This window comes from Allobosea sp. BE125, assembly GCF_031456075.1.
Taxonomy (GTDB): domain Bacteria; phylum Pseudomonadota; class Alphaproteobacteria; order Rhizobiales; family Beijerinckiaceae; genus Allobosea.
This window is the reverse complement of sequence record NZ_JAVDTY010000001.1, coordinates 592,973-618,911: the sequence shown is the minus strand read 5'-3', so window position 1 is coordinate 618,911 and position 25,939 is coordinate 592,973. Positions and strand designations below refer to the sequence as shown.

The following is a 25,939-nucleotide window of genomic DNA, read 5'->3' as shown; positions in this document are numbered from 1 at the left end:
GGGGATCAAGAGCTGGAAATCAGCCGGAGCGAGGAAACGGCATGTCGGATGCCTTGCGCATTGCGCATGGAGCCTTCGGGCGGGTGGCGTTGCTCGACATGGACCGAAGCCTGGTCCGGCACGCGCATCCCCATTGCCATGTCCTGCTCAAGGTCGATGGCGACGATACCCAGTTCCTCGTCGGCGATCATGTCGCGCCCCTGACCGATGATCTCGCGGTGCTGGTCAATGCCTGGGAGAGCCACGCCTATATTCACGATTCGCGCCGCAAGAACGCACTGATCCTGGCGCTGTATATCGAGCCGGACTGGCTGCGCAGCTTCAGGCCGAACTGGGCCGCGAGCGGCGCTCCGGGGTTCTTCGAGCATTCGGCTGGCGAGGTTACGGCACATATCCGCCAGACCGCGCTCGACCTTGCCGCCGAGATGGTTCACGAGCCCGGCGCCTCGCATCGGCAGGAGAGCCTGCTCTCGGAACTGATGATCGCGGTGATCGAGCGTTTCACACCCTGGCGCACTATCGGCGCCTCGCTGCGCGAGATCGCGCGCGCCAATGCGATCGACTGGCGCGTCGGCAAGGCGATTTCGCTGATGCGGACCGATCCGGCCGCTCCTCTCAGCATCGACAGGCTGGCGAAGGAGGCAGGTCTTTCGCGGGCGCATTTCTTTCGCATCTTCGAGGATTCGACCGGCGTGACGCCGCATGTCTTCCTGAACGTCGTCAAGGTCGAGATGGCGGTAGGTGCGATCGTCGAGGGCGAGGAGACCTTCTCGGCGATTTCGGACCGGCTCGGCTTCAGCGTGCCCGCCCATTTCACCCGCTTCTTCCGCGATCACTGCAGCGTCGCGCCGAGCGCCTTCCGGCAGGTGGCGCGGCTGGGTCGATAGGAAGCCTTCCGCCGCCGCATCATTTTGAGACTTTTCGGTAAGTAGCGAGACCCTGCGGGATCGCGCTACGACCGCTGATCGCCGAGCCTCCCGCCCCAGACGCCCATCAAGAGCGCGTCATCGGGAGCAGGCGACGGTGCGGCCAGAGACCATCACATGGACGGGACAATCGGTGGAGCGCGTCGAGGACGCGGCCCTGCTGACCGGCCGTGGCCGTTTCATCGACGATCTCGGCGTCAGGCCCGGCACACTCCATGCCGCCATCCTGCGCTCGCCCCATGCCCATGCCGATATCCTCTCCATAGACGCAGCGACTGCCGCCGCCATGCCCGGCGTCGCCGCGATCGTCACGGGCCGCGACCTCGCGAGGCTGACGACGCCGATGGTCGCCGGGCTCAAGGTCGCGGTCGAGAACTGGCCGATGGCCGTCGAGCGCGTGCGCTATGTCGGCGAGCCGGTCGCTATCGTCGTCGCCCAGGATCGGTATCTCGCCGAGGACGCTCTGGACGCGATCGAGATCGAATACGAACCGCGCCCCTGCGTCGTCGATCCGCTGGCGAGCCTCGGGGCCGATGCGCCGGTCCTCCACGACAAGGCCGGAGCCAACCTCGTCAGCGACCGTTTCTTTCGCTATGGCGAGCCGGAGGCCGCCTTCGCGGAGGCCGCCCACCGCATCGAAGTCTCCATCGCCTATCCGCGCAATACCGGCTCGCCGATGGAGACCTTCGGCGTCGTCGCCGACTACGACCCTCATGAGGACGCCTACGAGATCCTGGCCAATTTCCAGGGACCGTTCAGCATCCATGCGGTGATGGCGCGCTGCCTGAAGGTTCCGGGCAACCGGCTGCGCCTGCGCATGCCGCCCGATTCGGGCGGCAGCTTCGGCGTCAAGCAGGGCGTCGCGCCCTATGCGGTGCTGATCGGCGTTGCCGCGCGGTTGGCCGGGGCCCCGGTCAAATGGATCGAGGATCGGCTCGAGCATCTGAGCGCCGCCGTGGCGGCGACGAACCGCGTCACGACGCTGAAGGCCGCAGTCACCAGCGAGGGCCGCATTACGGCGCTGGACTGGGACCAGGTCGAGGATTGCGGCGCCTATCCGCGCGCGCCCGAGCCCGCCACGCTCTACCGCATGCACGGCAACATGACCGGCGCCTATGACATCCGGAATCTCGCCATTCGCAACCGCGTCGTGCTGACCAACAAGGCCCCGACCGGCCTCGTCCGCGGCTTCGGCGGCCCGCAGGTGTATTATGCGCTGGAGCGGCTGATGCAGCGCATCGCCGTCGCGCTCGGGCTCGATCCGCTGGCCGTGATCCGTGCCAACCTCATTCAGCGCGGGCAGTTTCCCTACCGCACAGCCTCCGGCGCGCTCTACGATTCCGGCGACTATGCGAAGGCAATAGACCTCGCCGTGGCAGATGGCAGGCTCGCCGAGCTGGAGAGGCGCCGCAATGAGGCCCGCGCCGCCGGCAGGCGCTACGGCATCGGCTTTGCGGCCACCGTCGAGCCCAGCGTCTCCAATATGGGCTACATCACCACGGTTCTCACCGCAGCCGAGCGGCAGAAGGCCGGCCCTAAGAACGGTGCGCAGGCGACGGCGACCGTATCGCTCGATCCCGTCGGCTCGGTCAGCGTCCATGTCGCCTCCGTGCCGCAGGGACAGGGCCATCGCACGGTACTGGCGCAGGTCGTGGCCGATGTCTTCGGCCTGCCGCGCGAAGCGATCAGCGTCGTCGTCGATCTCGATACCGGCAAGGACGCCTGGTCGATCGCATCGGGCAATTATTCGAGCCGCTTTGCGGCTGCGGTCGCCGGCACGGCGCATCTGGCCGCCACCCGCCTGCGCGACAAGCTGGCTGCGATCGCCGCGAGCCAGTTCGACGTCGCACCCGCTCAGATCGGGTTTGCGGGCGGCGCCGTCTTCGCGGCGGGCGACGCGACCAAGACACTGCCCTTCGGCCGCATCGCCGCTCTCTCGCACTGGTCGCCGGCGCTGCTGCCCGACGGTGTCGATCAGGCGATCCGCGAGACCGCCTTCTGGACGCCGCCGGAGCTGTCGGCTCCCACGGAGGACGACCAGGTCAACTCCTCGCTCTGCCATGGCTTCATCTTCGACATGGCGGGCGTCGAGGTCGATGTCGATACCGGCAAGGTTCGCATCGACCGCTATGTCACCATGCATGATTGCGGGCGCGTGCTGCATCCCGGCATGGTCGAGGGGCAGATCAGGGGCGGCTTCGCGCAGGCGCTCGGCGCGACCTTCTACGAGGAACTCGCCTATGCCGATGACGGCGCTTTCCTGACCGGCACCTTCGCCGACTACCTGCTGCCGACCGCGACCGAGACGCCCGATATCGCGATCCTGCATATCGAGACGCCATCGCCCTTCACGCCGCTCGGCGCCAAGGGCGTCGGCGAAGGCAACTGCATGTCGACGCCGGTCTGCCTCGCCAATGCCGTGGCCGACGCACTCGGGGTGGCGGAGCTCGATTTGCCGCTGACGCCGGCGCGGGTCGCCGCGCTCGTCGCCGCCCCCGAGCCGGCGAGGCCGGCATCGGAGCGCGGCCGGGCAGCCTTGCTGGGCGCAGCCAAGCCCGGCGACCGCACGCTGCGCGGGGAAGGACAGGCCAAGGTCGCGGCCCCACCCGAAGCGATCTGGGCGATGCTGCTCGACGCCGAGCAATTGGCATCGATCATCCCTGGCTGCCACGGCGTCAGGAAGCTGTCGGAGACTCATTTCAAAGCCGATGTGACGCTCGGCGTCGGCCCGGTTAAGGGGCGCTACAAGGCCGAGATCAGGCTCTCGGACCTCGATGAGCCAAAGGCCGCGACGCTGACCGGCTCGGTCTCCGGCGCGCTCGGCACCGGCAGCGGGTCCGGCCGCGTGATCCTGTCGGCTGGCGAAGGCGGGCTGACCGTCATCTCCTATAGCTACGAGGCCGCTGTCGGCGGCAAGGTCGCGGCCATCGGTGGACGCCTGCTCGACGGCGCGGCCAAGGCCATCATCGGGCAGTTCTTCGCGGCGCTTGCGCGCAAGGCCGCCCCTGCAAGCGCCAGGACCGGCTTCTTCGCCCGCCTGTTGGGGAGGCGCGGATGAAGCCCTCGGCTTTCGACTATATCCGTGCCGGCGACCTCTCCGAGGCCCTGGACGCGCTCGCCCGGCATGGATCGGATGCCCGCATCATCGCCGGCGGCCAATCGCTGCTGCCGATGCTCAATATGCGGCTGGCGAAGCCCGCCGTGCTGATCGACGTGATGGGCATCCCCGGGCTCGACAAGGTTCGGCGCGAGGGCGATGCCATCGTCGTGCCCGCCGGCGTGCGGCAGGCCGCGCTGATGCGCCGGCCCGACCTCAGTACCAAACAGCCGCTGCTGGCGGCCGCGCTGCCCTGGCTCGGCCATTACCAGACACGGGCGCGCGGCACCGTCTGCGGCTCGGCCGCCCATGCCGATCCAAGCGCCGAGATTCCGCTCTGCCTCGTGGCCCTCGACGGCGAGATCAGGCTGCGCTCGCGCAAAGCGAGCCGAACCGTGAAAGCGGGCGATTTCTTTGCCGGCATGATGGTGACCGACAAGGGCGATGACGAGCTGATCGAAGCAGTCGTCTTCCCGGCCGCCCGCCCCGGAACCGGCCATGCCTTCAAGGAGGTCGCGCGCCGCCACGGCGATTTCGCCATCGTCGGCTGTGCCGCGGTGGTGACGGCGGATGCGATTCACCTCGCCGTCGCAGGCGTCGCCGACAAGCCGGAGCGCCGCAGCTTTCCTTTGCTGGACGGGTCCGCCCTGTCCGACGCGCTCAACGCCTTTGCCTGGGATCTCGACGCGCGCGACGATTTCCACGCGACCGCGCGGCTGCGCCGCGATCTGGTGCGTTCGCTCGGCCGTGAGACGATCGCGGAGGCGCTGTCATGTCGCGCCTGAGCGCCGCGACGCGCCACCGCGTCGCCTTCACGCTGAACGGCAGGCCGGTGTCGCTGGAAGCCGAGCCGCGTCTGCTGGCAACCGACGCGCTGCGTCATGGCCTTGGCGCCACCGGGACCCATGTCGGCTGCGAGCACGGCGTCTGCGGGGCCTGCACCATCCAGATCGACGGCGCGCCGGCACGCGCCTGCCTGACGCTGGCGGTCCAGCTCGAAGGCCGCGATGTCAGGACGGTGGAAGGCTTGAGCCCCGCTGCCGACAGGCTGTCGGTGATGCAGGCGGCCTTCCGCCGCCACCACGCTTTGCAATGCGGCTTCTGTACCGCCGGCATCCTGATCTCGCTCGACGCTTTCCTGCGCGAGCAGCCTCACCCGACCGAGGATGAGCTGCGCGAGGTCGTTGGCGGACATCTCTGCCGCTGCACCGGCTACACGCCGATCATCCGGGCCGCCCTCGATGCAGCCGCCCAGTTGCGCGATGCGCCATCCCTCCCGGAACCTGCCCATGTTTGATCTCGGCACCAGCTTCATGGCCAGCGTCGCGCGCGATCCCGATGCGCTCGCGATCGTCGATGGCGATGTCCGGCTGAGCTATGCGCAATGGCTCGCGCGAATCTCGTCGCTGGTCGCGGCCTTCGACGGCATGGGCCTGAAGGCCGGCGAGCATCTCGTGACCGTGCTGCAGAACCGCTGGGAGGCTGCGACCCTGCACTGGGCCTGCCAGTTCGCGGGGCTGACGATCGTGCCGATCAACTGGCGCGCCAAAGCCGACGAGATCGATTTCGTCATCGAGAATTGCGGCGCCCGTGCGATCGCGTTCGAAGCCGTCGCCGGGCCGGCGATCGGCGAGAGCCGGCTCGCATCATCCATCCCGCGCATCACTGTGGGTGCCGATGCGGGCCAGGCCGAACTGAGCTTCGCCGAGATGGTGGCGGAGCCTGCTGCCACGGTCGTTCCGCGCGTCGCCGCCGATGCCTGGTCGCTGATGCTCTATACCTCCGGGACCACGGCCAAGCCCAAAGGCGTGCCGCGCCGGCACCGGGCCGAGCGCATGGCCGGCCTCGCCCATGTCGCCCAGAACCTCTATGCGAACGGCGAGCGCACGCTCGGCGTCATGCCGCTCTATCACACCATGGGCGTGCGCTCGCTCATCGCCATGTCGCTGATCGGCGGCGTCTTCGTCTGCCAGCCGCGCTTCGATGTCGGCCAGGCGCTGGCGCTGATCGAGGCCGAGGCGATCACCAATCTCTATCTCGTGCCGACGCTCTATCATGACGTCGTCCACCACCCGCTTTTCGCACGGACGGACGTGACCAGCGTGCGCAAGCTCGGCTTCGCGGGCGCGCCGATGACCGACGGACTGCTCCGCAAGCTCACCGAAGCGTTTTCCCCGGAGCTCTTCGTCAATCATTACGGCTCGTCGGAAATCTACACCTTCACGATCAACCAGAAGGCCGCCGACAAGCCCGGCTGTGCCGGCAGGGCCGGGCTGAACCAGCTCATCCGCGTGGTCAAGCTCGGCGCGGCTTCGGCGCATGAGCTCGCCGTCGCCGGCGAAGAGGGCGAGATCGTTGCGCTCGCAGCAAGCGACGAGGCCTTCGAGGGCTACTGGAAGCGCCCCGAGGCAGACGCCAAGTCCCTGCGGGACGGTTGGTACTTCACCGGCGACACCGGCTATTTCGACGGCGATGGCGACCTCTACGTCTCAGGCCGCGTCGATGACATGATCATCACCGGCGGCGAGAACGTCTCCCCGGTCGAGATCGAAAGCTGCCTTTCGCTGCATCCGGGCGTGTCCGAGGTCGCCGTCGTCGGCCTGCCCGACGAACGCTGGGGCAAGATCGTCGTCGCCTTCGTCCAGCGCGCGGGCCCGGTCACCACTGACGAACTCGACCAGCATTGCAAGGCAGCCGGGCTCGCCAACTTCAAGCGCCCGCGCCGCTTCGAATTCGTCAAGGCCATCCCGAAATCGCCCGTCGGCAAGCTGCTGCGCCGCGAACTGGTGGCCGGCGCCTACGAACGCGAACAGCCCGCCACCGCCGGATGACCGTCTCCCTTCACAACGAGCGAAAGACCAACCCTATGAACGCCCCGACCCCGCTTCATCCCGCATTGGCCGATCTGGACGGCTTCAGCGTCGAGATCGACGCCGCCCGCGAGCGCGCCGACGTCATCCTCGGCCGCCCGCCGATGAACGTCATCTCGATGCCGCAGCGCGACCAGTTGCGGAAGGTGTTCGAGGCGCTGGACGAGGACGATCGCGTCCGCGTCATCGTGCTGCGCGCCATCGGCGAGAACTTCTCTTCCGGCGGCTACATCAAGGGCTTCCTCGAAGCCTCCCCGGAGCATGTCTCCAAGCTAGCCTGGAACATCGCCGCCCCCGCGCGCTGCACCAAGCCGGTGATCGTCGCCAATCGCGGCTACGCCTTCGGCGTCGGCTTCGAGATCTCGCTCGCCTGCGATTTCCGCATCGTCTCGGAGACCTGCCAATACGCATTGCCCGAGCAGAAGCTCGGCCAGATTCCAGGCTCGGGCGGCTCCGCTCGGCTCCAGAAGATGGTCGGCATCACCCGGACCAAGGACATCGTGATGCGCTCGAAGCGCATCTCCGGACAGCAGGCCTATGACTGGGGCGTGGCCACCGAATGCGTACCCGACGCCGAGCTGGAAGCGGCGACCGACCGGCTGGTCGAGGAACTGCGCGGCTTCTCGCCGATCGCCCAGCGCACCGCCAAGAAGCTGCTCAACGACACCGAGGATTCGACGCTCGCCATCGCGATCGAACTGGAGGGGCATTGCTACAGCCGCCTGCGCCAGTCCGACGATTTTCGCGAGGGCGTCGAGGCCTTCCACGCCAAGCGCGCCCCGAAATTCAGCGGGCGTTGAGCCCATCCGCGCGGCGAAGGACACGCCGCGCGACCGCCTGAAGCTGTCCAACCAGAACAAGACAAACCTGAGGGAAACGACCATGAAGACCGCAGCCAAGACGATATTCGCCGCCGGCCTGCTTGCCGCAACAGCCCCGAGCGGGAGTGCATTCGCCCAGTCGGGCCCGATCAAGATCGGCGTGGTCACGCCGCTCTCGGGTACCTACACGCCGATCGGCCAGCAGGTCCGCTGGGGGCTCGAACTTGCAGCCAGGGAAATCAACGCGGCCGGCGGCATCGCCGGGCGCCAGGTCAATCTGCTGTTCGAGGACGAGGAGGCGAACCCGTCGGTTGCCGTGCAGAAGGCCGAGAAGCTCTTCCAGGTCGAAAAAGTCGACTTCCTGACTGGCACCGTCAATTCCGGCTCGACGCTCGCCGTCGCCCAGCTCGCCGAGCGCAATGCCAAGCTCGCGGCAACGACGGTCTCCTTCGCCGACTCGATCACCACAGACAAATGCTCGCCCAACATGTTCCGGGTGAATGCGCGAGCGGAGCAGCAGTCGGTCGCGCTCGCGGCCTGGCTCGCCAAGGAGAAGCCCAAGGCCAAGGTCTACTATCTTGGGCCCGACTACGAGATGGGGCGCTCAACCGTCGCCGCGTTCAAGAGCAGCGCCGAAAAGACCGGCTCGGCGACCGGTGGTGAGGTCTTCGCGCCGCTCGATTCCAAGGATTACACGCAGTATTTCGGCCAGATTCGCGCGACCCGCCCGCAGGTGCTCTACACCTCCGTCGCCGGCAACGACACGGTGCGGCTGCTGACGCAGCTGCAGGATTTCGGACTGCTCACGGGCCTGACCGTGGTGGGCGCATCCGGCACCGTGACCTCGCAGAACATCACCGCGATCGGCGCGGCCGCGGAGGGCTTCGCCACCGGCGTCGGCTATTCCCCGCAGATCGACAGCCCCGCGAACAAGACCTTCGTCGCGGCCTTCCGCGCGGCCAACAAGACCGATCCCGATCTCTACGGGGCAGACAGCTACGGCCTGCTCTTCGCCTACAAGGCCGCCGTCGAGAAGGCGGGCTCGACCGAGACCGACAAGGTCCGCGAGGCCTTGCGCGGCCTGAGCTGGCAGACCCCGCAGGGCACCAAGACCATCCGCGCCGGCGACCACCAGGCGATGCAGCCGATGTATGTGGTGCGCGTGACCAAGGGCAAGTTCGACATCATCGACAACGTCTCCTCGGAAAACGCCATCGGCCCCGACACCTGCACGCGGTTCTGAGCCGCCACGGCACGCCCCTCCCCCTTCTGGGGAGGGGCGACAGCGCCGAGCCCTTCATCGAGGCCCCGCCATGACCCCCATCGACTATCTTCAATTCGTCCTCGCCCCGCAGGTCGTCAACGGGCTCGCGCTCGGGGTCGCGGTCGTGCTGGTGGCGCTGGGGCTGACCATCATCTTCGGCATGCTCGACGTCATCAACATGAGCCATGGCGAGTTCTACGCGATCGGCGCCTATGCGGCGCTGGCGCTCGGCGCGGCCGGCATCGGCTTCTGGTTCCTGCTGGTGCTGGTGCCGGTGCTGATGATCCCGCTCGGCATGGCCGCGGAACGGCTGCTGATCCGGCCGGTCTTCGACAGCAGGGACCGCCACGTCACCACGCTGCTCGTGACCTTCGGCCTTGGCCTCATCGTCGAAGACGTGCTGAAGATCGTCTTCGGCGCCAACACCCAGCGCCCGCCGACGCCGATCCCCGGCGCGACCGAGATCCTCGGCATCATCCTGCCGAACTACCGGATCTTCCTCATTCTGGTCGGCGCGGCGATCGTGCTGGGCGTGGCCTTTGTCGTCTACAAGACGCGGCTGGGCGCGATGGTCCGCGCGGCGGCCTTCGACCGCAACATGGCGGCTTCGCTCGGGGTGCCCGTGTCGCTGGTCTATGCCGGCACCTTTGCCTTCGGCGTCAGCCTTGCCGGGCTCGCCGGCGTGCTGCTCGCACCGATCTATTCGGTCTTCCCGACCATGGGGCGCGACTTCATCCTGCTTGCCTTCACCGTCGTCATCGTCGGCGGCATGGGCTCGATCTGGGGCGCGGTCGTCGCCGGCCTCCTGCTGACCCAGGTCCAGGCGCTGGCAAGCCTCGTGATCTCGCCGGTCTGGACCGACCCGATCGTGTTCGGGACCATGGTCGCCTTCCTGGTTTTCCGCCCGCAGGGCCTGTTTGGGAGGCTCGGCCATGCATGACCGGCTGACGCAATCCATGCGCGCGAGCCATCTGCTCGCGCTGCTCTTCGTCCTCGCCGCGCTTGGCCTCGCCGCGACGGGCGCCGCGACCGGCGACACCTTCTATCTGCGGCTCGGCACGGAAGCCCTGATCTTCGCCGGGCTCGCCCTGTCGGTCGACCTGCTGCTCGGCTATTCCGGCGCGCTCTCGCTCGGCCAGGCACTCTATTTCGGCATCGGCGCCTATGTCTCGGCGCTGACGCTGATGAAGCTGCCGTCCTTCTGGCTCGCCATGGCTGCAGCCTTCCTGGCGACGCTGATCGCCTCCGTCATCGGCGGTTTGATCGCCAACCGGGTGCGCGGCGTCTATTTCGCGCTGATCACCTTCGGCCTGGCGCAGGTCATGGCCAAGGTCGTCTACAACACCCGCGAACTCGGCGCCTCCGACGGCATGATCGGCATCCCCGTTATCGAGATCGGGCTGGGGCCGTTCTCCGTCTCGGCGGGCAGCCCGGTCGGCTTCTTCCTGATCGTGCTCGTCATCATCATGGCGCTCTACGCGCTGACCGCCTATCTGCTCGATACGCCCTTCGGCCGCGTCCTCACCGCGCTGAAGGCCAACGAGAAGCGCGTGCCGTTCCTGGGCTATTCGGTCTGGCGCGCGCGGATGGCAGCCTATGTGCTGGCCGGCGTCATCGCGGGGCTTTCGGGGGCGCTGTATCCGATGCTGCGCGGCTTCGTCTCGCCGGAGCTGATGTTCTTCGCGACCTCCGGCAATGCGGTGATCTCGGTGGTGCTCGGCGGCGTCGGCACGCTGATCGGCGCGATCTACGGCTCGGTCCTGCTCGTCATCCTGAAATCGATCATCGGCAGCTGGACCGAGCACCACCTCATCGTCATCGGCCTGCTCTTCATGCTGTGCGTCATGTTCCTGCCCAAGGGACTGGCGGGCGTCGTGCGTCCCGCCATCGAAACCTGGCTCTCGCGCCGGCGCCTTGCCCCCGGCCCACAGGCAGACCCAGCGGGGCTGCCCGCGATCGTCGCCGAAACCGCGAGGACCTCCCCATGAAGCCCGTTCTCGACATTCGCGATCTCGGCATCTCCTTCGGCGGGCTCAAAGCCGTCGATCAGGTCAGCTTCCAGGCGCAGCGCCACAGGATCACAACCGTGATCGGGCCCAACGGCGCCGGCAAGTCGACTTTGTTCAACCTGATCAGCGGCGCGCTCAAGCCCCATCATGGTCAGGTCCTGATCGACGGCGTCGACATGACAGGTGCTGCGCCCGAGCGCACCAAGGCGGCCGGGCTTTCGCGCTCCTTCCAGATCACCAGCCTGTTTCCGGAACTGACCGTCGCAGAGAACCTCAGGCTGGCGGCGCAGGTGCTGGAGCCGACCGGGCGTGCCTTTCTGCCGGTCGACCGCTCGACGCGGGCGCTGGCCAAGACCGGCCAGATGCTGGAGCGCTTCCAGCTCGCCCATAAGCGCGACGATCTGGCCGGGAATCTCTCTCATGGCGACCAGCGCCGGCTCGAGATCGCGGTCTGCCTCGCCTCGGAACCGAAGATCCTGCTGCTCGACGAGCCGACGCAGGGCATGAGCCATGGCGACACGGCGCAGACGGCCAGGCTCGTGCGCAGCCTGACCGACGACGTCACCATACTCCTGATCGAGCACGATATCGGCCTCGTCATGGACCTGTCGGACCATGTCGTGGTCATGCATCAGGGCCGCAAGCTGGCCGAAGGCCCACCCGATCTGGTGCGGGCCGATCCTGCCGTCCAGGCCGCCTATTTCGGACATGCTTGAGGAACCGGCCATGCTCGCCATCAGCGGACTGCACAGCCATTACGGCCATAGCCACATCATCCAGGGCGTCGATATCACGGCGGGTCCAGGCGAGGTCATCGGCATCTTCGGCCGCAACGGCGTCGGCAAGACGACGCTGCTCAAGACCATCGCGGGCTGGGTCCGCCCCAGCGAAGGCGCGATCACGCTCGACGGCGAGACGCTGACCGGCCTGACGCCCGACCGCATCTGCCATGCCGGCGTCGGCTTCGTGCCGGAAGACCGGCGCATCTTTCCCGGGCTGACCGTGGAGGAAAACCTCTCGCTCGGCCTGCTGCAGGTCAAGAACCGCTCGTCGAAGGACGAGAAGCGGACGATCGAGGGCATCTATGACCGCTTTCACCGGCTGGGCGAACGTCGCCACCAGCTCGGCACGACCCTGTCGGGCGGCGAGCAGCAGATGCTGGCGATGGCCCGGGTCATGGTCGGCAAGCCGCGCCTCGTCCTGATCGACGAGCCGAGCGAGGGCCTCGCCCCGATGATCGTCGCCGAGATCTTCGCGATCGTGCGCGAACTGCGCGACCAGGGCGCGATTATCCTGCTGGTCGAGCAGAACGTGCATGAAGCGCTGTCAGTCGCCGACCGTTTCCACGTCATCGAGCGCGGTCAGATCGTCTTCAGCGGCGAGGCCGAGTCCCAACCGGATCGCGAGCAACTGCTGCGGCTCATCGCTGTCTAGTTGCGATGCGCCGGGCGGACGCGCAGATCGCCCGGATCTCGGACATAGCAGCAAACGCTCCACGCATGCCGACTGCCGGCTCCAAGAACAGGGCAAGCCCTATCGAAAGGGAGAATCGAGCGCTTCCCCGGGAGACGCTGGATCGGATGGCTCAGGCAGGACGAGCGGCCCGGCGACATGGTGCACGGCACCGGGATCGATCCGGCTACGACGCCGGTGCTCGCGCGGCTCACGCTGCTCTTGAGCGACCGTCGCGCGGGCCGCCGACCGGCGCCACCTCCGTGACGATCTCGGCGTCAGGCAAACTCACACAGCACCGCTTGGCCACCACGGCCGCGACCTTGACCAGATCGACGGACCCGTCGACGACAACAGCGCGGAGATCGTGATCAGCGTCGATCATGCTGCGCGCATCGCGACCGAGCTGCTTGGCCATCTCAAGATAGATCAACTGCCCGAGCCGTTGCAGTTCAGAATCGGAGAGTCCCTCGCACATCGCACACACCCGCCCACGGACGCGCTGGCGCCCTCGGACGGTAGATGGTGGCAACGGGTCGGCTGCGCCAGAGGCTGCGTCAGCGCTGCTGTTTGCCCGTCACTGCAGCCGCGGCCGGCTCTGGCCGGCGGCAAGCTGATCCACCCGTACCGCAGCTAGCCTAAATCCACTGACTGATTGTGCCAGGGCCGATCTGATGCAGATCAAGTTCTGAGTCGCTGAGGCGCCGCTGCAATTTGAAGACCGGATCTGACAGCAAGCCCGAATGGGCCGTCAGGGCCAGGATCGCAGCGTCTTCCGAATCCGCCTCGACAAAGAAGACCTGCTTCAAGCTCTGAGTCGCCGAGGTCACTTCGATCTGAAATGCTTTTATCAAACTCATTCACGTCCCCCATCGCCGAGGGGGCGCGGTAGCACGGCCACCAGCGCCCGACCATCCGCGATCGTGGGCGACACGCCTCCCTGAACAGCGTCCCCGTCCGCCTGATCTTCGTGCGCAACGAAAACGGCAACCACGATCCCCATGAAGCGATGGAGATCGACGATGTCCTCGACGCCTGCGCCGTGCTGACGAGCTAGTTTGCGGATCGGGCCATCTAGAACATGCTGCCTTGGCTCGGAAACGCTGCGTCACCCTGCACAAGCTGTGAAGCCACGTAGTCCCGGGATCCATCGTGGAGTGCAGTTCTCTACGATGGATCCCGGGACGACCTTCGATCGCCCAGGATGACGGCTTGGTTCAGAGCATGAACAGTGCGCGCGAGAAACAGATGCGGTCACCACCAAGCCAGGGCGGGATCAGTCAGAAAATAAGGATGTTCGCAGCGCTGCGCTGCGCCCAGCTCGGTCACAACAAACGAAGCTCGCTGCGCCTTAAGGCTGGCAACAAACGCAACGTCTCATGGCAGGCGGTAGAGTTGGAAGCTCTGAACCACCCCTAGCCAGTGACGACAACCATTAGTTGTCTCTCGACTCCAAAAATTCCTGCTCGCAAAACCACTCGTCCGCCGCTAATGCCGCAAACATTACTCGCCGCCAGTTGTTTACAGGAAACGACAATGTCCGAGATTTCTCAGAAAGATAGTTCGAAAATTCTTGTGGGCTACTCATCACCATCGATGTTCGCCGCGTTTGAATGGTTTCCGGCAAATCCGCAGCCGCCTCGACCGAAAACTTATCCGCTAACCCATAATCGTCGAAATGCGCCTTTACACGAGATTTATGGGATGAATCCCAACTCTCCGGCGGCCTAACAAAATATTCTAGAACGGGAGGTGAGCTCTGAATGACATTCGCATAGATCCATTTATCGTCAAAGAATCGATCATGATCAAAATAGGGATGAAGGGTTTGATCTTTCATCGCGCCGGCAAAAGCATTAAGCTTTTCAGAATTGCAGTCCCGACAACACGGGATCAAATTAGCCGGCATGACCGAATAAAGCGGAAAGTTAGACTTCGGTAAATAATGATCCAAAGTTCGAACATGACCGACACCACCGCAAAGAGGGCACTTTCCATTAGCAGTAACCTTTATGTCCTCGTAAATTCGTCTTGCCGCCTTATCTTTTGGGACGAAATACTGCGTATACAACCTCATCAAGTCAGATTTTCGAAGATGTGCAATAATAATTGGGTCGTCCAGCGTCGTCACCCTCGGCTGCGCGTGCAGCGTAGCGGCTGTTGCGCAATCCGCGTAATGGGTTTCGATCGCATGCGCGTCGAGGAAGGCGCTCTGGTAAGTTTGGCGTTGTGAAACGTCACCAATTCCCGAAATAGCTTCATTCAAGGCAGTGGCAAAATTCACGGCCGGCAACGATAGTTTTTTCATCGGATTATTGCCGCTCGGCCCTGTGCATTATGGAGCGCAGGATCGCCCTCCCCTCAAATCCCAACTGATCGTTGAAAGTCGCGAGAACATCCTCGTAGGTCCTACTCCGGTCGGCCTCCGATATCAGCAGCGCATTAAAGCCGGACTTCGAGACCTCAAGGCCGAAAACCTCGCGCGTCAATAAGCCGACATTTTCACCGAAGGTCTCCGTCTCTGGTCGCTGCCATGCGGACGAGAGACCAGAACGTGTGATTTTCCACACACAAGACCTGGGGACCTCTTGGAGCACTACCGGAGAATGCGTCGCCAAGATCGCAATCGCGTTTCTGTTCGAGAGCAGCCTGCCAAGGCTGCGGACCAAGGCCGACAACAATGGGGGGTGAAGATGGCTCTCTGGCTCATCGAATAAAACGAGAGTTTTTTCGTCAACTCTCGCAACCAATTTAGTAATCGTTAGCAAAACGATAGCGTGCCCGGAGCTCATGCGCTTCAACAGCGAGCGCGCAAGCTGTTCGAGCGACTCTCCCCGAAGTTCAGACAACTGAGTAAGATTCATTTCGGCGAAGTTGTCATCGGACTCTAGATTTCGTATCGCTTCTACCCACCTCAGATTCCGAGAGGGCTCACTTAGACAAATAGCTAGACTCTCTATTAATTCATCCGACAAATCGTTCTGAGATTTTAATAATGCGCCGCTGTCGTCGGCATAATTCTTAAGACCAACATAAAAATAACACGTTCCCTTCGAAGGATCAGATTGCTCTTCTGGCGGATTGAAAGGATCAAAAGCGCTAAATGAAATTGACACAAGACCGCTAAAATAATCGCTCGAAATTACGTCATACTGAAACCAACTAGAAGTTTCGAAGCGTGAATCTGGATTATTTTGAAGCGCGATAGACTTGGTCATATTATTTAACAGCGTTGTCTTCCCGACACCATTTCGCCCAATTATCGCATGAATATTCGTAGACGGAGTTGACCCTGCCTTGACCTCAAAATCCAACACGTAACCGGCGCGGCGCTCGCCTTCATCTTGAGTAAATCGAAACGAATAATCGGTTAATGGCGCCCCGCCAGACAGCACGCGCCGAAACTGATCAACAACTGTATTGATACTCAGGGACCTGAGATGAGATACCTGGAATACCTTCTCGCCAGCAGCAAATTGCAAAACCGCGTCATCGTGAGCGACATCACGAAGAGAACCTAGATAAAAATCGCAAAACTCTCGAGAAACCTTTCGTGACAAAGTCAGATAATAATCGATATCGAGACCAACCGAAAAATAACTCGGCCCCAACTCTTTGAAATCAGGAGTAAGTGTAGAAAACGTAGAGGTAGATTCGGTTTGGTCCTGGAAACCAACTTTAACGTTACCGAGATCGTGTCGAGCCGAATTCTCGTCAAATATGACTACCTCGAACATTGTAACGAATGAATAATCGTTCCAATGATCAATTTTCAGATAAGCCGCGTTTTTTCCTTCGGAAGGAAAATTCCCGCTTCTAGGAATCACATGGAAATGGATCAATGGACTACCCCCTGCCGGATTTAGGCCGGCAAAATGATGGCTGTAAAGAAGGGCATGGCGTCGCACTTTTTGCGTGCAGAACGCGCGCTCTGGACCAGCGCTGCTTTTTCGATGGCGAGGCGATATCGCGACGGTGAAGGTCAGCGCGATCAAGAGCGATCCGATCGAACTGAAGCAACGCAAGGCGGGCCGCGCGACGTGCCTCCCTATCATGCCGATGCTTGGCAAAGTGCTCGATGCCGCAGACCTGCCAGGACCGACCGACCTTTAAACGGCCGATCGTGAGACATTCTCAATGGAGGGGGCAGGCAGGGCGTATGGTGGAATGGACTGCAGCAGCCGGAATAGGGCCGGGATGCACGATCCACGGCCTCGCAAGACGCTCGGATCGATGCCTATGGATGGCGGCGCGACGACGCCCCAGATCATGGACACCCACGGCCATACCGACATTACGCACGCCGAACTCTAAGCGCGGGTCGCTTATCAGGAGCGGCTCGCATGCGATGGAATGGGCCATGCCGTGCGATTGATGGGCAAGAACACGATCAAGCCAATTTGGGCTTTGTCAAATCCTCGCCGATCACATTTGGCAAAGGCATCAGAAAACGTCTGATTTCTTAGCGCCGAATGGCGCTCCCACGAGGAATAGAACCCCGGTTTTTGCCGTGAGAGGAAGGCGGCAAGCGCATCGCGTTTATAAAATTCAATAACTTAGACCTGCATCTGTAGGCACACGCCATAGGCAATTCGTTTCAAATATTTTGGACGAAATTTCTGAGGCGCATTATCTGTCGCTGGGGGGAGGAAATTGGGAGCCCACCATGGCCCCGCCGGGGTGCAGGAGCTGAGGAAGTTCTTCGGTCTAGGCACTCTCATCATCCACTTCGACCCGATCGATGGCCAAACCGGCCCCGGCGTCAATGCCCGGCTCCGCTTCTACCTTGCGCCATGCCGTAGCTCGACCCCGCTTGCCCGGGACCTGCTCGATCACCCCTTTTTTTCGCATCCCAACGAAGATGTCCTTCATCTGAACATCTCGACGGATGCCGGTAATCCTCCGAGCTTCCTGGTTGGTAATTGTAGGGTTCTCGTCGAGGTACTCTGCCACGATCGATGCCGGAGAATGCAACCTGGTGTGCCTGACGAAGACCGTGACGGAGTTTTCATTTTCGGTGATCTCAGGGTCTTTGAGGCGAATGCGCCTCATGGCCTCGAAGGCCGTATTCAGCCCCTCTCCCACATCCTTGTTCGGAGGATTTGGGAACTTGTTGATCAGCCTGACGATCTTCGGATTACGGGCGAACTGCTCTTCCAGGATGTTGTTCGCCGTGATGTGCCCCGGAAGGCGACCGGGACTCTCCACTTCAACCCGGTCGTCGTAGACGCGGATTTGCACATCGGTGGGGTGGCTGTAATCCCGATGAAGAACCGCGTTCGTAATGATCTCGTGTAGAGTTTCGTCGGGATAGCTGATGTCTTCTAGACCGTCTTCGCCAAGTCGTTTGATGCCCTCAACGATGTCCTTTGTCGTACCGACAGCCTTGGAGATCAGGTCGTAAATCGGGCCCTCAATCGTCAAAGGGTCGAATGCAAGGCGCTCCCTGTCGATCCCCTCGTCGGCGGTCTTGAAGCGGAACACCTTGATGGCGGCCCGCTTTGGCAACGCGGCCTGAGGTTCATCCGCGAACAACAGGATGCCTGCAACGGTTGGTTTGTCCCCGTGAAGCAGAAACTGCGACTTAAGCCATGGCTCCGGCTCTGCCGATGGAACTTCTCCGATCAGGAATTCAATGGTCGTCACGGAATTGGAGATCGTGTCCGGTGGAACATTGACCGTTTCGTCCTCAAAACTATGGAGACCTTTGTCGAGCCGAAGACGTTTGAGGGCTTCATCGCCCACTACGGGTATTTTTTGCGCCCCGCGGCGAACGTAAGCAACGCCGTCAGAACTCGTAATGAGATCACGGGTCTTCTGAATAATAAGATGCAGAACTAACCCAGGGAGCCCGTCGCACTCCAAGAACTGGACAACATAGAAGTTGCCGAGTGGCGATAGCCCGTGGACCGCTTGAAGGAGACCATTGGCTGCTTCAATATTCGCGAAGCCGCTCCAATTGCGGTCAACATCTGCTCCACGATTGATCTCTTCAATACCGATAAAAAGTTCTCCGCCGGCCGTATTTGCGAAGGCTGAGATGGTCTGAGTGAGTTTTCCGGGGGCGATCTCCTTTCGCTTCAGGTCACGAAAGTGGTTCTCATCGTAGGCGAGGACTACTCGCGCCTCCTCGTGATCGATTTTCCTGACGTCCAAGTCGACCTCCCCGAAATCCGATATGTAGTAGATCAGAACCCGCAGTGCCCAGCAATGGAACCTCCGAAGTCCGCAAGGGTATGCCGTTGCGGACAATCAAGTAGGGTGTTTTGGGCACGATTTCGCTGCTCATGACTGCCAAATGTATGACACACGAGCCGAGTAAGGCGTTGATTTTCCGAGAATTTAAGCCTTTCAGAGGCTTATCTGGCCGATGGCGCTCCCATGGGGAATCGAACCCCAGTTTTCGCCGTGAGAGGGCGACGTCCTAACCGCTAGACGATGGGAGCAGCGCGGCAAGGGCTGCTGTGTAATCGGGCTGCGGCCGCTCTGCAACTGCTTTTTGCGCAAAGCCCGCAAGGAATTCGCGGCGACGGCCGAAGGCCGTCGCCGCAGCACCACATTGGAAGCCGCGAAGCCTGGCGGCTCAGGCCGCCTTGTCGGCCAGGGCGGGATAGTCGGTATAGCCCTTGGCATCGCCGCCATAGAAGGTCGCGACATCGGGTTCGTTCAGCGGGGCGTTGCGCTCCAATCGCGCGACCAGGTCGGGATTGGCGATGAAGAGCCGGCCGAAGGCGATGGCGTCGGCCTCGCCCTTTTCGACCGTCTCGATGGCGAGCTCGCGGTTGAAGCCGTTATTGGCGATATAGGCGCCCTTGAAGGCGCGGCGCAGCGCGCCATAGTCGAAGGGCAGGTAGTCGCGCGCCTCGCGCGTCGCGCCCTCCACGACATGGATGAAGGCGATGCCCTGTTCGCTGAGCTTCGTCACCAGATGGGTGAACAGCGCCTGCGGATCGGAATCGCGCGCATCATTGGCCGGGCTGACCGGCGAGATGCGGATGCCGACGCGGCCCTTGCCGAACACCTTCGACACCGCGGCGACAGCCTCGAGCGCGAAGCGCACGCGGTTCTCGATCGAGCCGCCATAGGCATCGCTGCGCTTGTTGGAATCGTCGCGCAGGAACTGGTCGATCAGATAGCCATGGGCGCCGTGCAGTTCGACGCCGTCGAAGCCGGCGGCCTTGGCGTTCTCGGCGGCGGTGACGAACTCGCCGATGATCGCGGGGATTTCCGCCAGCGCCAGCTCGCGCGGGGTCGAGACCTCGGCAAAGCCGCTTTCGATATAGGTCTTGGTCTTGGCCGTGATCGGCGACGGGCTGACCGGAGCCTGGCCATCCGGCTGCAGCGAGACATGGCTGACGCGGCCGACATGCCAGAGCTGCGCGATGATCTTGCCGCCTTGCGCATGGACGGCGTCGGTCACGGCCTTCCAGCCGGCGATCTGCGCCTCGCTGTACAGGCCCGGCGTCCAGACATAGCCCTGGCCCTGCTGCGAAACCTGCGTGCCCTCGGTGATGATCAGCCCGGCGCCGGCGCGCTGGCGGTAATATTCGACATTCAGGTCATTGGGGGCGTCATTGCCGCGCGTCGCGCGATTGCGCGTCAACGGCGCCATGACGACGCGGTTCCTGAGTTCGATGTCGCCGAGGCGAAACGGCGTGAACAGGGCAGGTTTGGCAGAGCTGGATTGGCTCATGGGAGTGGTCCTTCGGATCGCGGCTGGCGCCGCGTGAGTGACTAGCTATTGAACGCCCGACAGCGCGCCCGCGCCCGGCGGCATCGGCATTCGACAAGGCTCAGATAGGCATGACACAGTGGAATGGCAGGGGCGTGGGGAGCGCCTCCGCCATGCCCGAAAGGATTCCCTCCGCGGAGGCCTGTTTGGAGACGATCGATACCGCCGAACCCGGGTCGGGGAGACCGGGATTGCACACCCGCCTTCTCGTCGGAGGCCGCCATGCGCTGCGCGCCGGGCTCAATGCCGCGCTCGGCATCGTCTATCCGCCGAGTTGCATCGCCTGCCATGCTGCGACCGGGGAAGCGCAGGCGCTCTGCCCCGCCTGCTGGGCCGGCATCGGCTTCATCGAGCGTCCCTTCTGCGAACGCCTCGGCACGCCCTTTGCGGTCGATCTCGGCGAGGGCCTGCTCTCGCCGGCCGCGATCGCCGATCCGCCGGTCTTCCGCAGGGCGCGCGCGGTCTGCCGCTTCGACGGCGCCGCGCGCGAACTGGTGCACAGGCTGAAATATGACGACCGGCTGGAACTGGCGCTGACGCTGGGCCGGATGATGACGCAGGCCGGGCGCGAATTGCTGGGGGAGGCCGAGATGATCGTGCCGGTGCCCCTGCATCGCACCCGGCTCTGGAGCCGCCGCTTCAACCAGGCAGCGGCGCTGGCCCATGTCGTCGCCAGGCAGAGCCGGGTCCCGCTCGCGCCAGGCCTGCTGGCGCGGGTCAAGCGCACAAAGCAGCAGGTCGGGCTGACGCGGGCGCAGCGCGCTGACAATCTGCAGGGCGCGTTCAAGGTTCCGCTCGCGGCGCGACGGCAGATCGAAGGGCGGCGCATCCTGCTGATCGACGACGTGCTGACCACGGGCTCGACCGTCAACGCCTCGGCCCGCGCCCTGCTGCGCGCGGGCGCCGCCCAGGTCGATGTGCTGACCTTCGCCCGGGTGGTGACGGATGCGTGAGAGCCCGTTTGGAAACTCCAGCCCTCATCCTGAGGAGCTGCGAAGCAGCGTCTCGAAGGATGCTCCAGATGGTTCGGGAGCCTCCTGGAGCATCCTTCGAGACGCCATTCCAAAGGAATGGCTCCTCAGGATGAGGGCTCGCGAAGTTTCCAAACGGGTTCTGAGCGCACTGCAGCACCGAACCGAATACCGTATTCAGCCCGATGCCGTAGCTCTTTGATTTTGCGTCGGCTTCGTCCGAAAACCGGACTCCACTTTTCGCGCCGGCGCACTAAATAGGATGCAGCACACCATCCACGAAGGTCATTCCATGCCGCCCGTCACGATCTACACCACCTCCTGGTGCCCCTATTGCCAGTCGGCGAAGGCGCTGCTGAGCAAGAAAGGCGTCGCCTTCGAGGAAATCGACGTCGACGGCAAGCCGGAGCTGCGCCAGGCGATGACGGCCAAGGCGCGTGGGCGCACCTCGGTGCCGCAGATCTTCATCGGCGCCACCCATGTCGGCGGCTCCGACGATCTGCACGCGCTCGACTCGCGCGGCGAGCTCGACAAGCTGCTGGCGGCGTGAGGCGCAAGCAAAACCGCTTGGCGGGAGAGGCTGCTTGCAAAGGGCTCGCAAGGGATTACCTGCTGGAGATGCAATTCAGCACCGGTCCCTCGCACTGACATGATCCGCTACGCCCTCATCTGCGACAACGCCCACGACTTCGAGAGCTGGTTCTCGACCTCGGCGAGCTTCGAGGAGCAGGCCGGGCGTGGCCTGGTGAGCTGCCCCTTCTGCGGCAGCCCGAAGGTCGAGCGCGCGATCATGGCGCCCAATGTCGCACGCACCGATCGCGAGCGGGCCGCTCCGGCCGAGACCGGACCGGATGCAGCCACGACGGAGGCCCCCGCCGCGCCGGCCCCCGTCGCCCTGATGGGCGAGAAGGAGATCGCCTTCCGGGAGATGCTTGTAGCCCTGCACAAGCATGTCGCCGAGAACGCCGAGAATGTCGGCAAGCGCTTCGCCGAAGAGGCGATCAAGATCCATCACGGCGAGAGCGACGGCCGCGCCATCTATGGCGAGGCGACACCTGACGACGCCAAGATGCTGCAGGAGGAAGGCGTCGCCTTCATGCCCCTGCCCCGCCTGCCCCGCGCGGGGAATTGAAGCGCTCTTCATTGCAATAGCGCGCGCGACCAGCCCGCAGCGGCGCTCGCCTTTGGTTGAGAAGCGCTCCATGGAAACCGGCTCGGCGCTTTGCTCCGGCTGGAATGACGGGCTTTTCCAGTGCGGCATTCGCGGCGCTATGGATGGAATCCTTTCGCTCCGAACGTTAAAATTTTTCGTTTAATCATAACAGCTTAATAGAACTCTCGCCGGAAAGAAGCGCCCTCCGCAGCTCCCTTTCCTGCCTCTGCCCTTCCTTTCCGGATTAACTTTCTGTTAAGGGTTATGGGTTTCCTTGCCCGTGATCTCGGTGCGCCGCCCACGGCAATTCAGGATCCCGAACCCAGGAGTTACCGCATGAAGCGGATCGTGATCGCTGCACATGGTCTCCGTTCCAACGGAGTTGCCCGCCGCGGCAGTAGATCGATCCCGCTTCTGATGTCGCTGCTGGCACCGGCTCTGGGCGCCTGCAGCGTCTCGCCCGTCCAGACGGCCGCGGTCTCCGCACCGGCAACGAAGGAACCCACCGCCGCGCGCAAGCGCGCCGTCGCCCTGGCGAAGGCCGACCCCAGGGAAAAGGACTGCCTGGTTCGCGCGATGTATTTCGAATCGAACCGGTCGAGCGAAGCGGGGCTGCTCAGCGTCGGCACGGTCGTGATGAACCGGGTTGAAGCCCCCAAATACCCTGAGACGATCTGCGGCGTGGTCGGAGCGCCCCGCCAGTTCGCCTCCGGCGTCCTGACGCGCCCGATGACGGAGAAGAGCCTGCCGAAGATCGAGGCGATCGCCGAGGACATCCTCAACGGCCGCCGCAATGAGACGATCGGACCGGCCAAGCATTTCCACACGGCCGGGCTGCGCTTCGGCTACACCAACATGCACTACATGACGGTCGCCGGCGGCAACGCCTTCTATGTTAAGGGCGAGCGGCCCGAGCGTCGGCGCATCGAGGAGCCTGCATTCCAGGTCGCCGAAGCCTCCGCGCCCGCGCCTGTTGCAACGGCTTCGCCTGTCGCCTCCGCCTCCTTCGCATCCGCTCCGCTGGCCTTCGCGCCCAAGACGCCTGCGTTCGAGACGCCTGCGCCCAAGACGCTCGCGCTCGACACCCCCGCAGTGATGCTGGTCAAGAATGTGCGGCTGCCGCCGGACCGGCCGCTCGATCTCGATCTGCCCAAGCTCAAGCGCGCCTTAGCCGCTCCGCCCAAGGTCGACCGGCGCCTGGCGGCGCTTATGCCGTCGACCGTCGAGATCAAGGGCAGCCTTTCCCCGCGATAAGCGCCATTCGGGAATTTCCACAGCCCTCATCCTGAGGAGCGCTCCGTAGGAGTGCGTCTCGAAGGATGCTCCAGGAGGTTCCCGAACCATCTGGAGCATCCTTCGAGACGCTGCTTCGCAGCTCCTCAGGATGAGGGCTGGAGTTTCCAAACGGTGTCCAAGCGCTCGACATCTGGCCGGCGCGGATTTTGGGACACCAAGGAATTGCGCGTGTCCATGAAAACCGGACGCGCTCGCACCAAATTTTCGTCCTCCTAACGTCGAGGGGGACATCGCCACGGCTCTGGCGCTATCTTCGCCGCAGTGCAACATTCAGATTGCTCTGCAATACGGGGAAACGCCATGACCGCGACGAAGCCCGACGGCCAGCAGCCCACGCCGCGCGATAAGCCCACGCCACGCGACAAGCCTTGGATCTTCCGCACCTATGCGGGCCATTCCGACGCCTCGGAATCCAACAGGCTCTATCGCAACAACCTCGCCAAGGGGCAGACCGGCCTCTCCGTCGCCTTCGATCTGCCGACGCAGACCGGCTACGACCCCGACCATGTGCTGGCGCGCGGCGAGGTCGGCAAGGTCGGCGTGCCGATCAGCCATCTCGGCGATATGCGGGCTCTCTTCGCCGACATCCCACTTGCGCAGATGAACACCTCGATGACGATCAACGCGACGGCGGCCTGGCTGCTCTCGCTCTATATCGCGGTGGCCGATGAGCAGGGCGCGGCCCGCAACGCCTTGCAGGGCACGACCCAGAACGACCTCGTCAAGGAATACCTCTCGCGCGGCACCTATGTCTTCCCGCCGCGCCCCTCGATGGCGCTCACCACCGACATCGTCGTGTTCACGGCGCGCGAATTGCCGAAATGGAACCCGACCAATGTCTGCTCCTATCATCTGCAGGAAGCCGGCGCCTCGCCGGTGCAGGAGCTCTCCTTCGCGCTGGCGACCGCGATCGCGCTGCTCGATTCGATCCGGGCGCGGCCCGAGGTCTCGGCCGAGGAGTTCCCCGAGGTCGTCGGGCGAATCTCCTTCTTCGTCAATGCCGGCATGCGTTTCGTCACCGAGCTCTGCAAGATGCGCAGCTTTGTCGAGCTCTGGGACGAGATCACGCTTGGCCGCTATGGCGTGGCGGATGAGGCGATGCGCCGCTTCCGCTATGGCGTGCAGGTCAATTCGCTGGGGCTGACCGAGCCCCAGCCCGAGAACAATGTCTATCGCATCCTGATCGAGATGCTGGCGGTGACGCTCTCCAAGAAGGCGCGCGCCCGGGCCGTTCAGCTCCCGGCCTGGAACGAGGCGCTGGGATTGCCGCGCCCCTTCGACCAGCAATGGTCGCTGCGCATGCAGCAGGTGCTGGCCTATGAGACCGATCTGCTCGAATTCGGCGACATCTTCGACGGCTCCACGGTGATCGACGCCAAGGTCGCCGATCTCAAGGCTGCGGCGCTTGAGGAGCTGGCGAAGATCGCCGATATGGGCGGCGCGCTGGCGGCGATCGAGACCGGCTATATGAAGCAGGCGCTGGTCGAGAACGGCGCCCGCCGGATCGAGGCGATCGAGCGTGGCGAGCAGATCGTCATCGGCGTCAACAAGTTCACCAATAGCGAGCCCTCCCCGCTCTCGGCCGGCGAAGGCAATGTCGTGACCGTGCCGGATTCGGTCGAATTGGAGGCCGTCGGCCGGCTCAAGGCCTGGCGCTCGGCCCGCGACACGAAGGCTGCGGAAACCGCGCTGGCGGAACTGGCCTCCGCGGCGAAGGAAACGCGCAATGTCATGCCGGCTTCGATCGCCTGCGCCAAGGCCGGCGTCACCACCGGCGAATGGGCCCAGACCCTGCGCGAGATCTTTGGCGAATACCGCGCCCCGACAGGCGTGGACACGAGCAAGCTCGGCGACGATGCGGGCCTCGCCACGGTCAAGGCAGCGGTTGCTCGCGCCACTGAAAAGCTCGGCCGCCCGCCGCGCTTCCTTGTCGGCAAGCCGGGGCTCGACGGCCATTCCAACGGCGCCGAGCAGATCTCCGTGCGCGCGCGCGACGCAGGCATGGCCGTGAGCTATGGCGGCATCCGCCAGACGCCCGAGGAGATCGTGGCGCAGGCCCAGGAGACCGACGCCGACATCATCGGCCTGTCGATCCTCTCGGGCTCGCATCTGCCGCTGGTGCGCGATGTCACGGCCCGCCTGCGCGTCGCAGGCATGACCACTCCCGTCGTGGTCGGCGGCATCATCCCGCCCGATGACGAGAACGCCCTGCGCAATATGGGGGTGGCCGCAGTCTACACGCCGAAGGATTTCGCGCTGGACGGCATTATCGCGGATGTCGCGGGGCTGGCGGCGAAGGGGCGAGGCTGAGCCGCAGCGTCATGCTCGGGCTTGACGCGAGAATCTCA

At 63.9% G+C, this 25,939-nt stretch carries 22 protein-coding genes and 1 tRNA gene; 16 read left to right on the top strand and 7 right to left on the bottom strand.

All coding sequences use genetic code 11. The features are described 5' to 3' along the window. The first annotated feature begins 41 nt into the window (after positions 1-41). From J2Y55_RS02840 to J2Y55_RS02790, 11 genes are all read left to right on the top strand, one after another. Positions 42-887, top strand: a complete 846-nt coding sequence (locus tag J2Y55_RS02840; protein ID WP_310147389.1) for a helix-turn-helix domain-containing protein — start codon at positions 42-44, stop codon at positions 885-887. 136 nt (positions 888-1,023) lie between these two features. Then, positions 1,024-3,984: a xanthine dehydrogenase family protein molybdopterin-binding subunit gene (locus J2Y55_RS02835; protein WP_310147387.1), complete on the top strand. Its 2,961-nt coding sequence runs from the start codon at positions 1,024-1,026 to the stop codon at positions 3,982-3,984. Further along, positions 3,981-4,808, top strand: a complete 828-nt coding sequence (locus J2Y55_RS02830) for an FAD binding domain-containing protein (protein WP_310147384.1) — start codon at positions 3,981-3,983, stop codon at positions 4,806-4,808. Before J2Y55_RS02835 ends, J2Y55_RS02830 begins: the two co-directional genes overlap by 4 nt. Beyond that, a complete protein-coding gene (locus J2Y55_RS02825) occupies positions 4,796-5,320 on the top strand; it encodes a (2Fe-2S)-binding protein (RefSeq protein WP_310147382.1) in 525 nt (174 codons plus the stop codon). Before J2Y55_RS02830 ends, J2Y55_RS02825 begins: the two co-directional genes overlap by 13 nt. After that, on the top strand, positions 5,313-6,854 hold the full coding sequence (locus J2Y55_RS02820) for an AMP-binding protein (protein ID WP_310147380.1): 1,542 nt from the start codon (positions 5,313-5,315) through the stop codon (positions 6,852-6,854). The genes J2Y55_RS02825 and J2Y55_RS02820 overlap by 8 nt, the downstream gene beginning before the upstream one ends. A 35-nt stretch (positions 6,855-6,889) precedes the next feature. Beyond that, positions 6,890-7,693 (top strand): enoyl-CoA hydratase/isomerase family protein, encoded by an 804-nt coding sequence (locus J2Y55_RS02815; protein WP_310147379.1) that lies wholly within the window; start codon positions 6,890-6,892, stop codon positions 7,691-7,693. Between the two features lie 82 nt (positions 7,694-7,775). Beyond that, positions 7,776-8,957, top strand: coding sequence for an ABC transporter substrate-binding protein (locus J2Y55_RS02810; protein WP_310147377.1), 1,182 nt, complete (start codon positions 7,776-7,778; stop codon positions 8,955-8,957). Positions 8,958-9,027: 70 nt separating this feature from the next. After that, on the top strand, positions 9,028-9,918 hold the full coding sequence (locus J2Y55_RS02805) for a branched-chain amino acid ABC transporter permease (RefSeq protein WP_310147375.1): 891 nt from the start codon (positions 9,028-9,030) through the stop codon (positions 9,916-9,918). After that, complete coding sequence (locus J2Y55_RS02800; RefSeq protein WP_310147373.1) at positions 9,911-10,966, top strand: branched-chain amino acid ABC transporter permease; 1,056 nt, start codon at positions 9,911-9,913, stop codon at positions 10,964-10,966. Before J2Y55_RS02805 ends, J2Y55_RS02800 begins: the two co-directional genes overlap by 8 nt. Then, on the top strand, positions 10,963-11,703 hold the full coding sequence (locus tag J2Y55_RS02795) for an ABC transporter ATP-binding protein (RefSeq protein ID WP_310147372.1): 741 nt from the start codon (positions 10,963-10,965) through the stop codon (positions 11,701-11,703). Before J2Y55_RS02800 ends, J2Y55_RS02795 begins: the two co-directional genes overlap by 4 nt. A 10-nt stretch (positions 11,704-11,713) precedes the next feature. Next, entirely contained in the window at positions 11,714-12,421 is a 708-nt protein-coding gene (locus J2Y55_RS02790) for an ABC transporter ATP-binding protein (RefSeq protein ID WP_310147371.1), read from the top strand. A gap of 229 nt (positions 12,422-12,650) precedes the next feature. Here J2Y55_RS02790 and J2Y55_RS02785 read toward each other — a convergent pair whose 3' ends face one another. From J2Y55_RS02785 to J2Y55_RS02755, 7 genes are all read right to left on the bottom strand, one after another. Further along, complete coding sequence (locus J2Y55_RS02785; RefSeq protein WP_310147370.1) at positions 12,651-12,917, bottom strand: hypothetical protein; 267 nt, start codon at positions 12,915-12,917, stop codon at positions 12,651-12,653. A gap of 160 nt (positions 12,918-13,077) precedes the next feature. Beyond that, complete coding sequence (locus J2Y55_RS02780; RefSeq protein WP_310147369.1) at positions 13,078-13,299, bottom strand: hypothetical protein; 222 nt, start codon at positions 13,297-13,299, stop codon at positions 13,078-13,080. A 575-nt stretch (positions 13,300-13,874) separates the two neighbouring features. After that, positions 13,875-14,747 (bottom strand): HNH endonuclease, encoded by an 873-nt coding sequence (locus J2Y55_RS02775; RefSeq protein WP_310147366.1) that lies wholly within the window; start codon positions 14,745-14,747, stop codon positions 13,875-13,877. 4 nt (positions 14,748-14,751) lie between these two features. Continuing rightward, a complete protein-coding gene (locus J2Y55_RS02770) occupies positions 14,752-16,434 on the bottom strand; it encodes an AAA family ATPase (RefSeq protein ID WP_310147364.1) in 1,683 nt (560 codons plus the stop codon). 712 nt (positions 16,435-17,146) lie between these two features. Further along, entirely contained in the window at positions 17,147-18,595 is a 1,449-nt protein-coding gene (locus J2Y55_RS02765) for an ATP-binding protein (RefSeq protein WP_310147362.1), read from the bottom strand. A 215-nt stretch (positions 18,596-18,810) separates the two neighbouring features. After that, a tRNA-Glu gene (locus J2Y55_RS02760) sits at positions 18,811-18,885 on the bottom strand. A gap of 137 nt (positions 18,886-19,022) precedes the next feature. Continuing rightward, complete coding sequence (locus J2Y55_RS02755; protein ID WP_310147360.1) at positions 19,023-20,132, bottom strand: alkene reductase; 1,110 nt, start codon at positions 20,130-20,132, stop codon at positions 19,023-19,025. A 230-nt stretch (positions 20,133-20,362) separates the two neighbouring features. On the opposite strand from J2Y55_RS02755, the gene J2Y55_RS02750 reads away from it, so the two are divergent. The 5 genes from J2Y55_RS02750 (at position 20,363) to J2Y55_RS02730 (ending at position 25,901) form a co-directional block, all read left to right on the top strand. Continuing rightward, positions 20,363-21,124, top strand: a complete 762-nt coding sequence (locus J2Y55_RS02750; protein WP_310147358.1) for a ComF family protein — start codon at positions 20,363-20,365, stop codon at positions 21,122-21,124. Between the two features lie 310 nt (positions 21,125-21,434). After that, the gene (gene grxC, locus J2Y55_RS02745; RefSeq protein WP_103719399.1) at positions 21,435-21,692 is read left to right on the top strand and encodes a glutaredoxin 3; all 258 of its coding nucleotides are present in this window, start codon (positions 21,435-21,437) and stop codon (positions 21,690-21,692) included. A gap of 99 nt (positions 21,693-21,791) precedes the next feature. Continuing rightward, positions 21,792-22,274 carry a DUF1178 family protein gene (locus J2Y55_RS02740; RefSeq protein ID WP_310147353.1) on the top strand — a complete coding sequence of 161 codons (483 nt, stop codon included), beginning with the start codon at positions 21,792-21,794 and terminating at the stop codon, positions 22,272-22,274. Positions 22,275-22,631: 357 nt separating this feature from the next. Further along, a complete protein-coding gene (locus tag J2Y55_RS02735) occupies positions 22,632-23,549 on the top strand; it encodes a cell wall hydrolase (RefSeq protein WP_310147351.1) in 918 nt (305 codons plus the stop codon). A gap of 342 nt (positions 23,550-23,891) precedes the next feature. After that, positions 23,892-25,901 carry a methylmalonyl-CoA mutase family protein gene (locus J2Y55_RS02730; protein ID WP_310147349.1) on the top strand — a complete coding sequence of 670 codons (2,010 nt, stop codon included), beginning with the start codon at positions 23,892-23,894 and terminating at the stop codon, positions 25,899-25,901. The last annotated feature ends 38 nt before the right edge of the window (positions 25,902-25,939 follow it).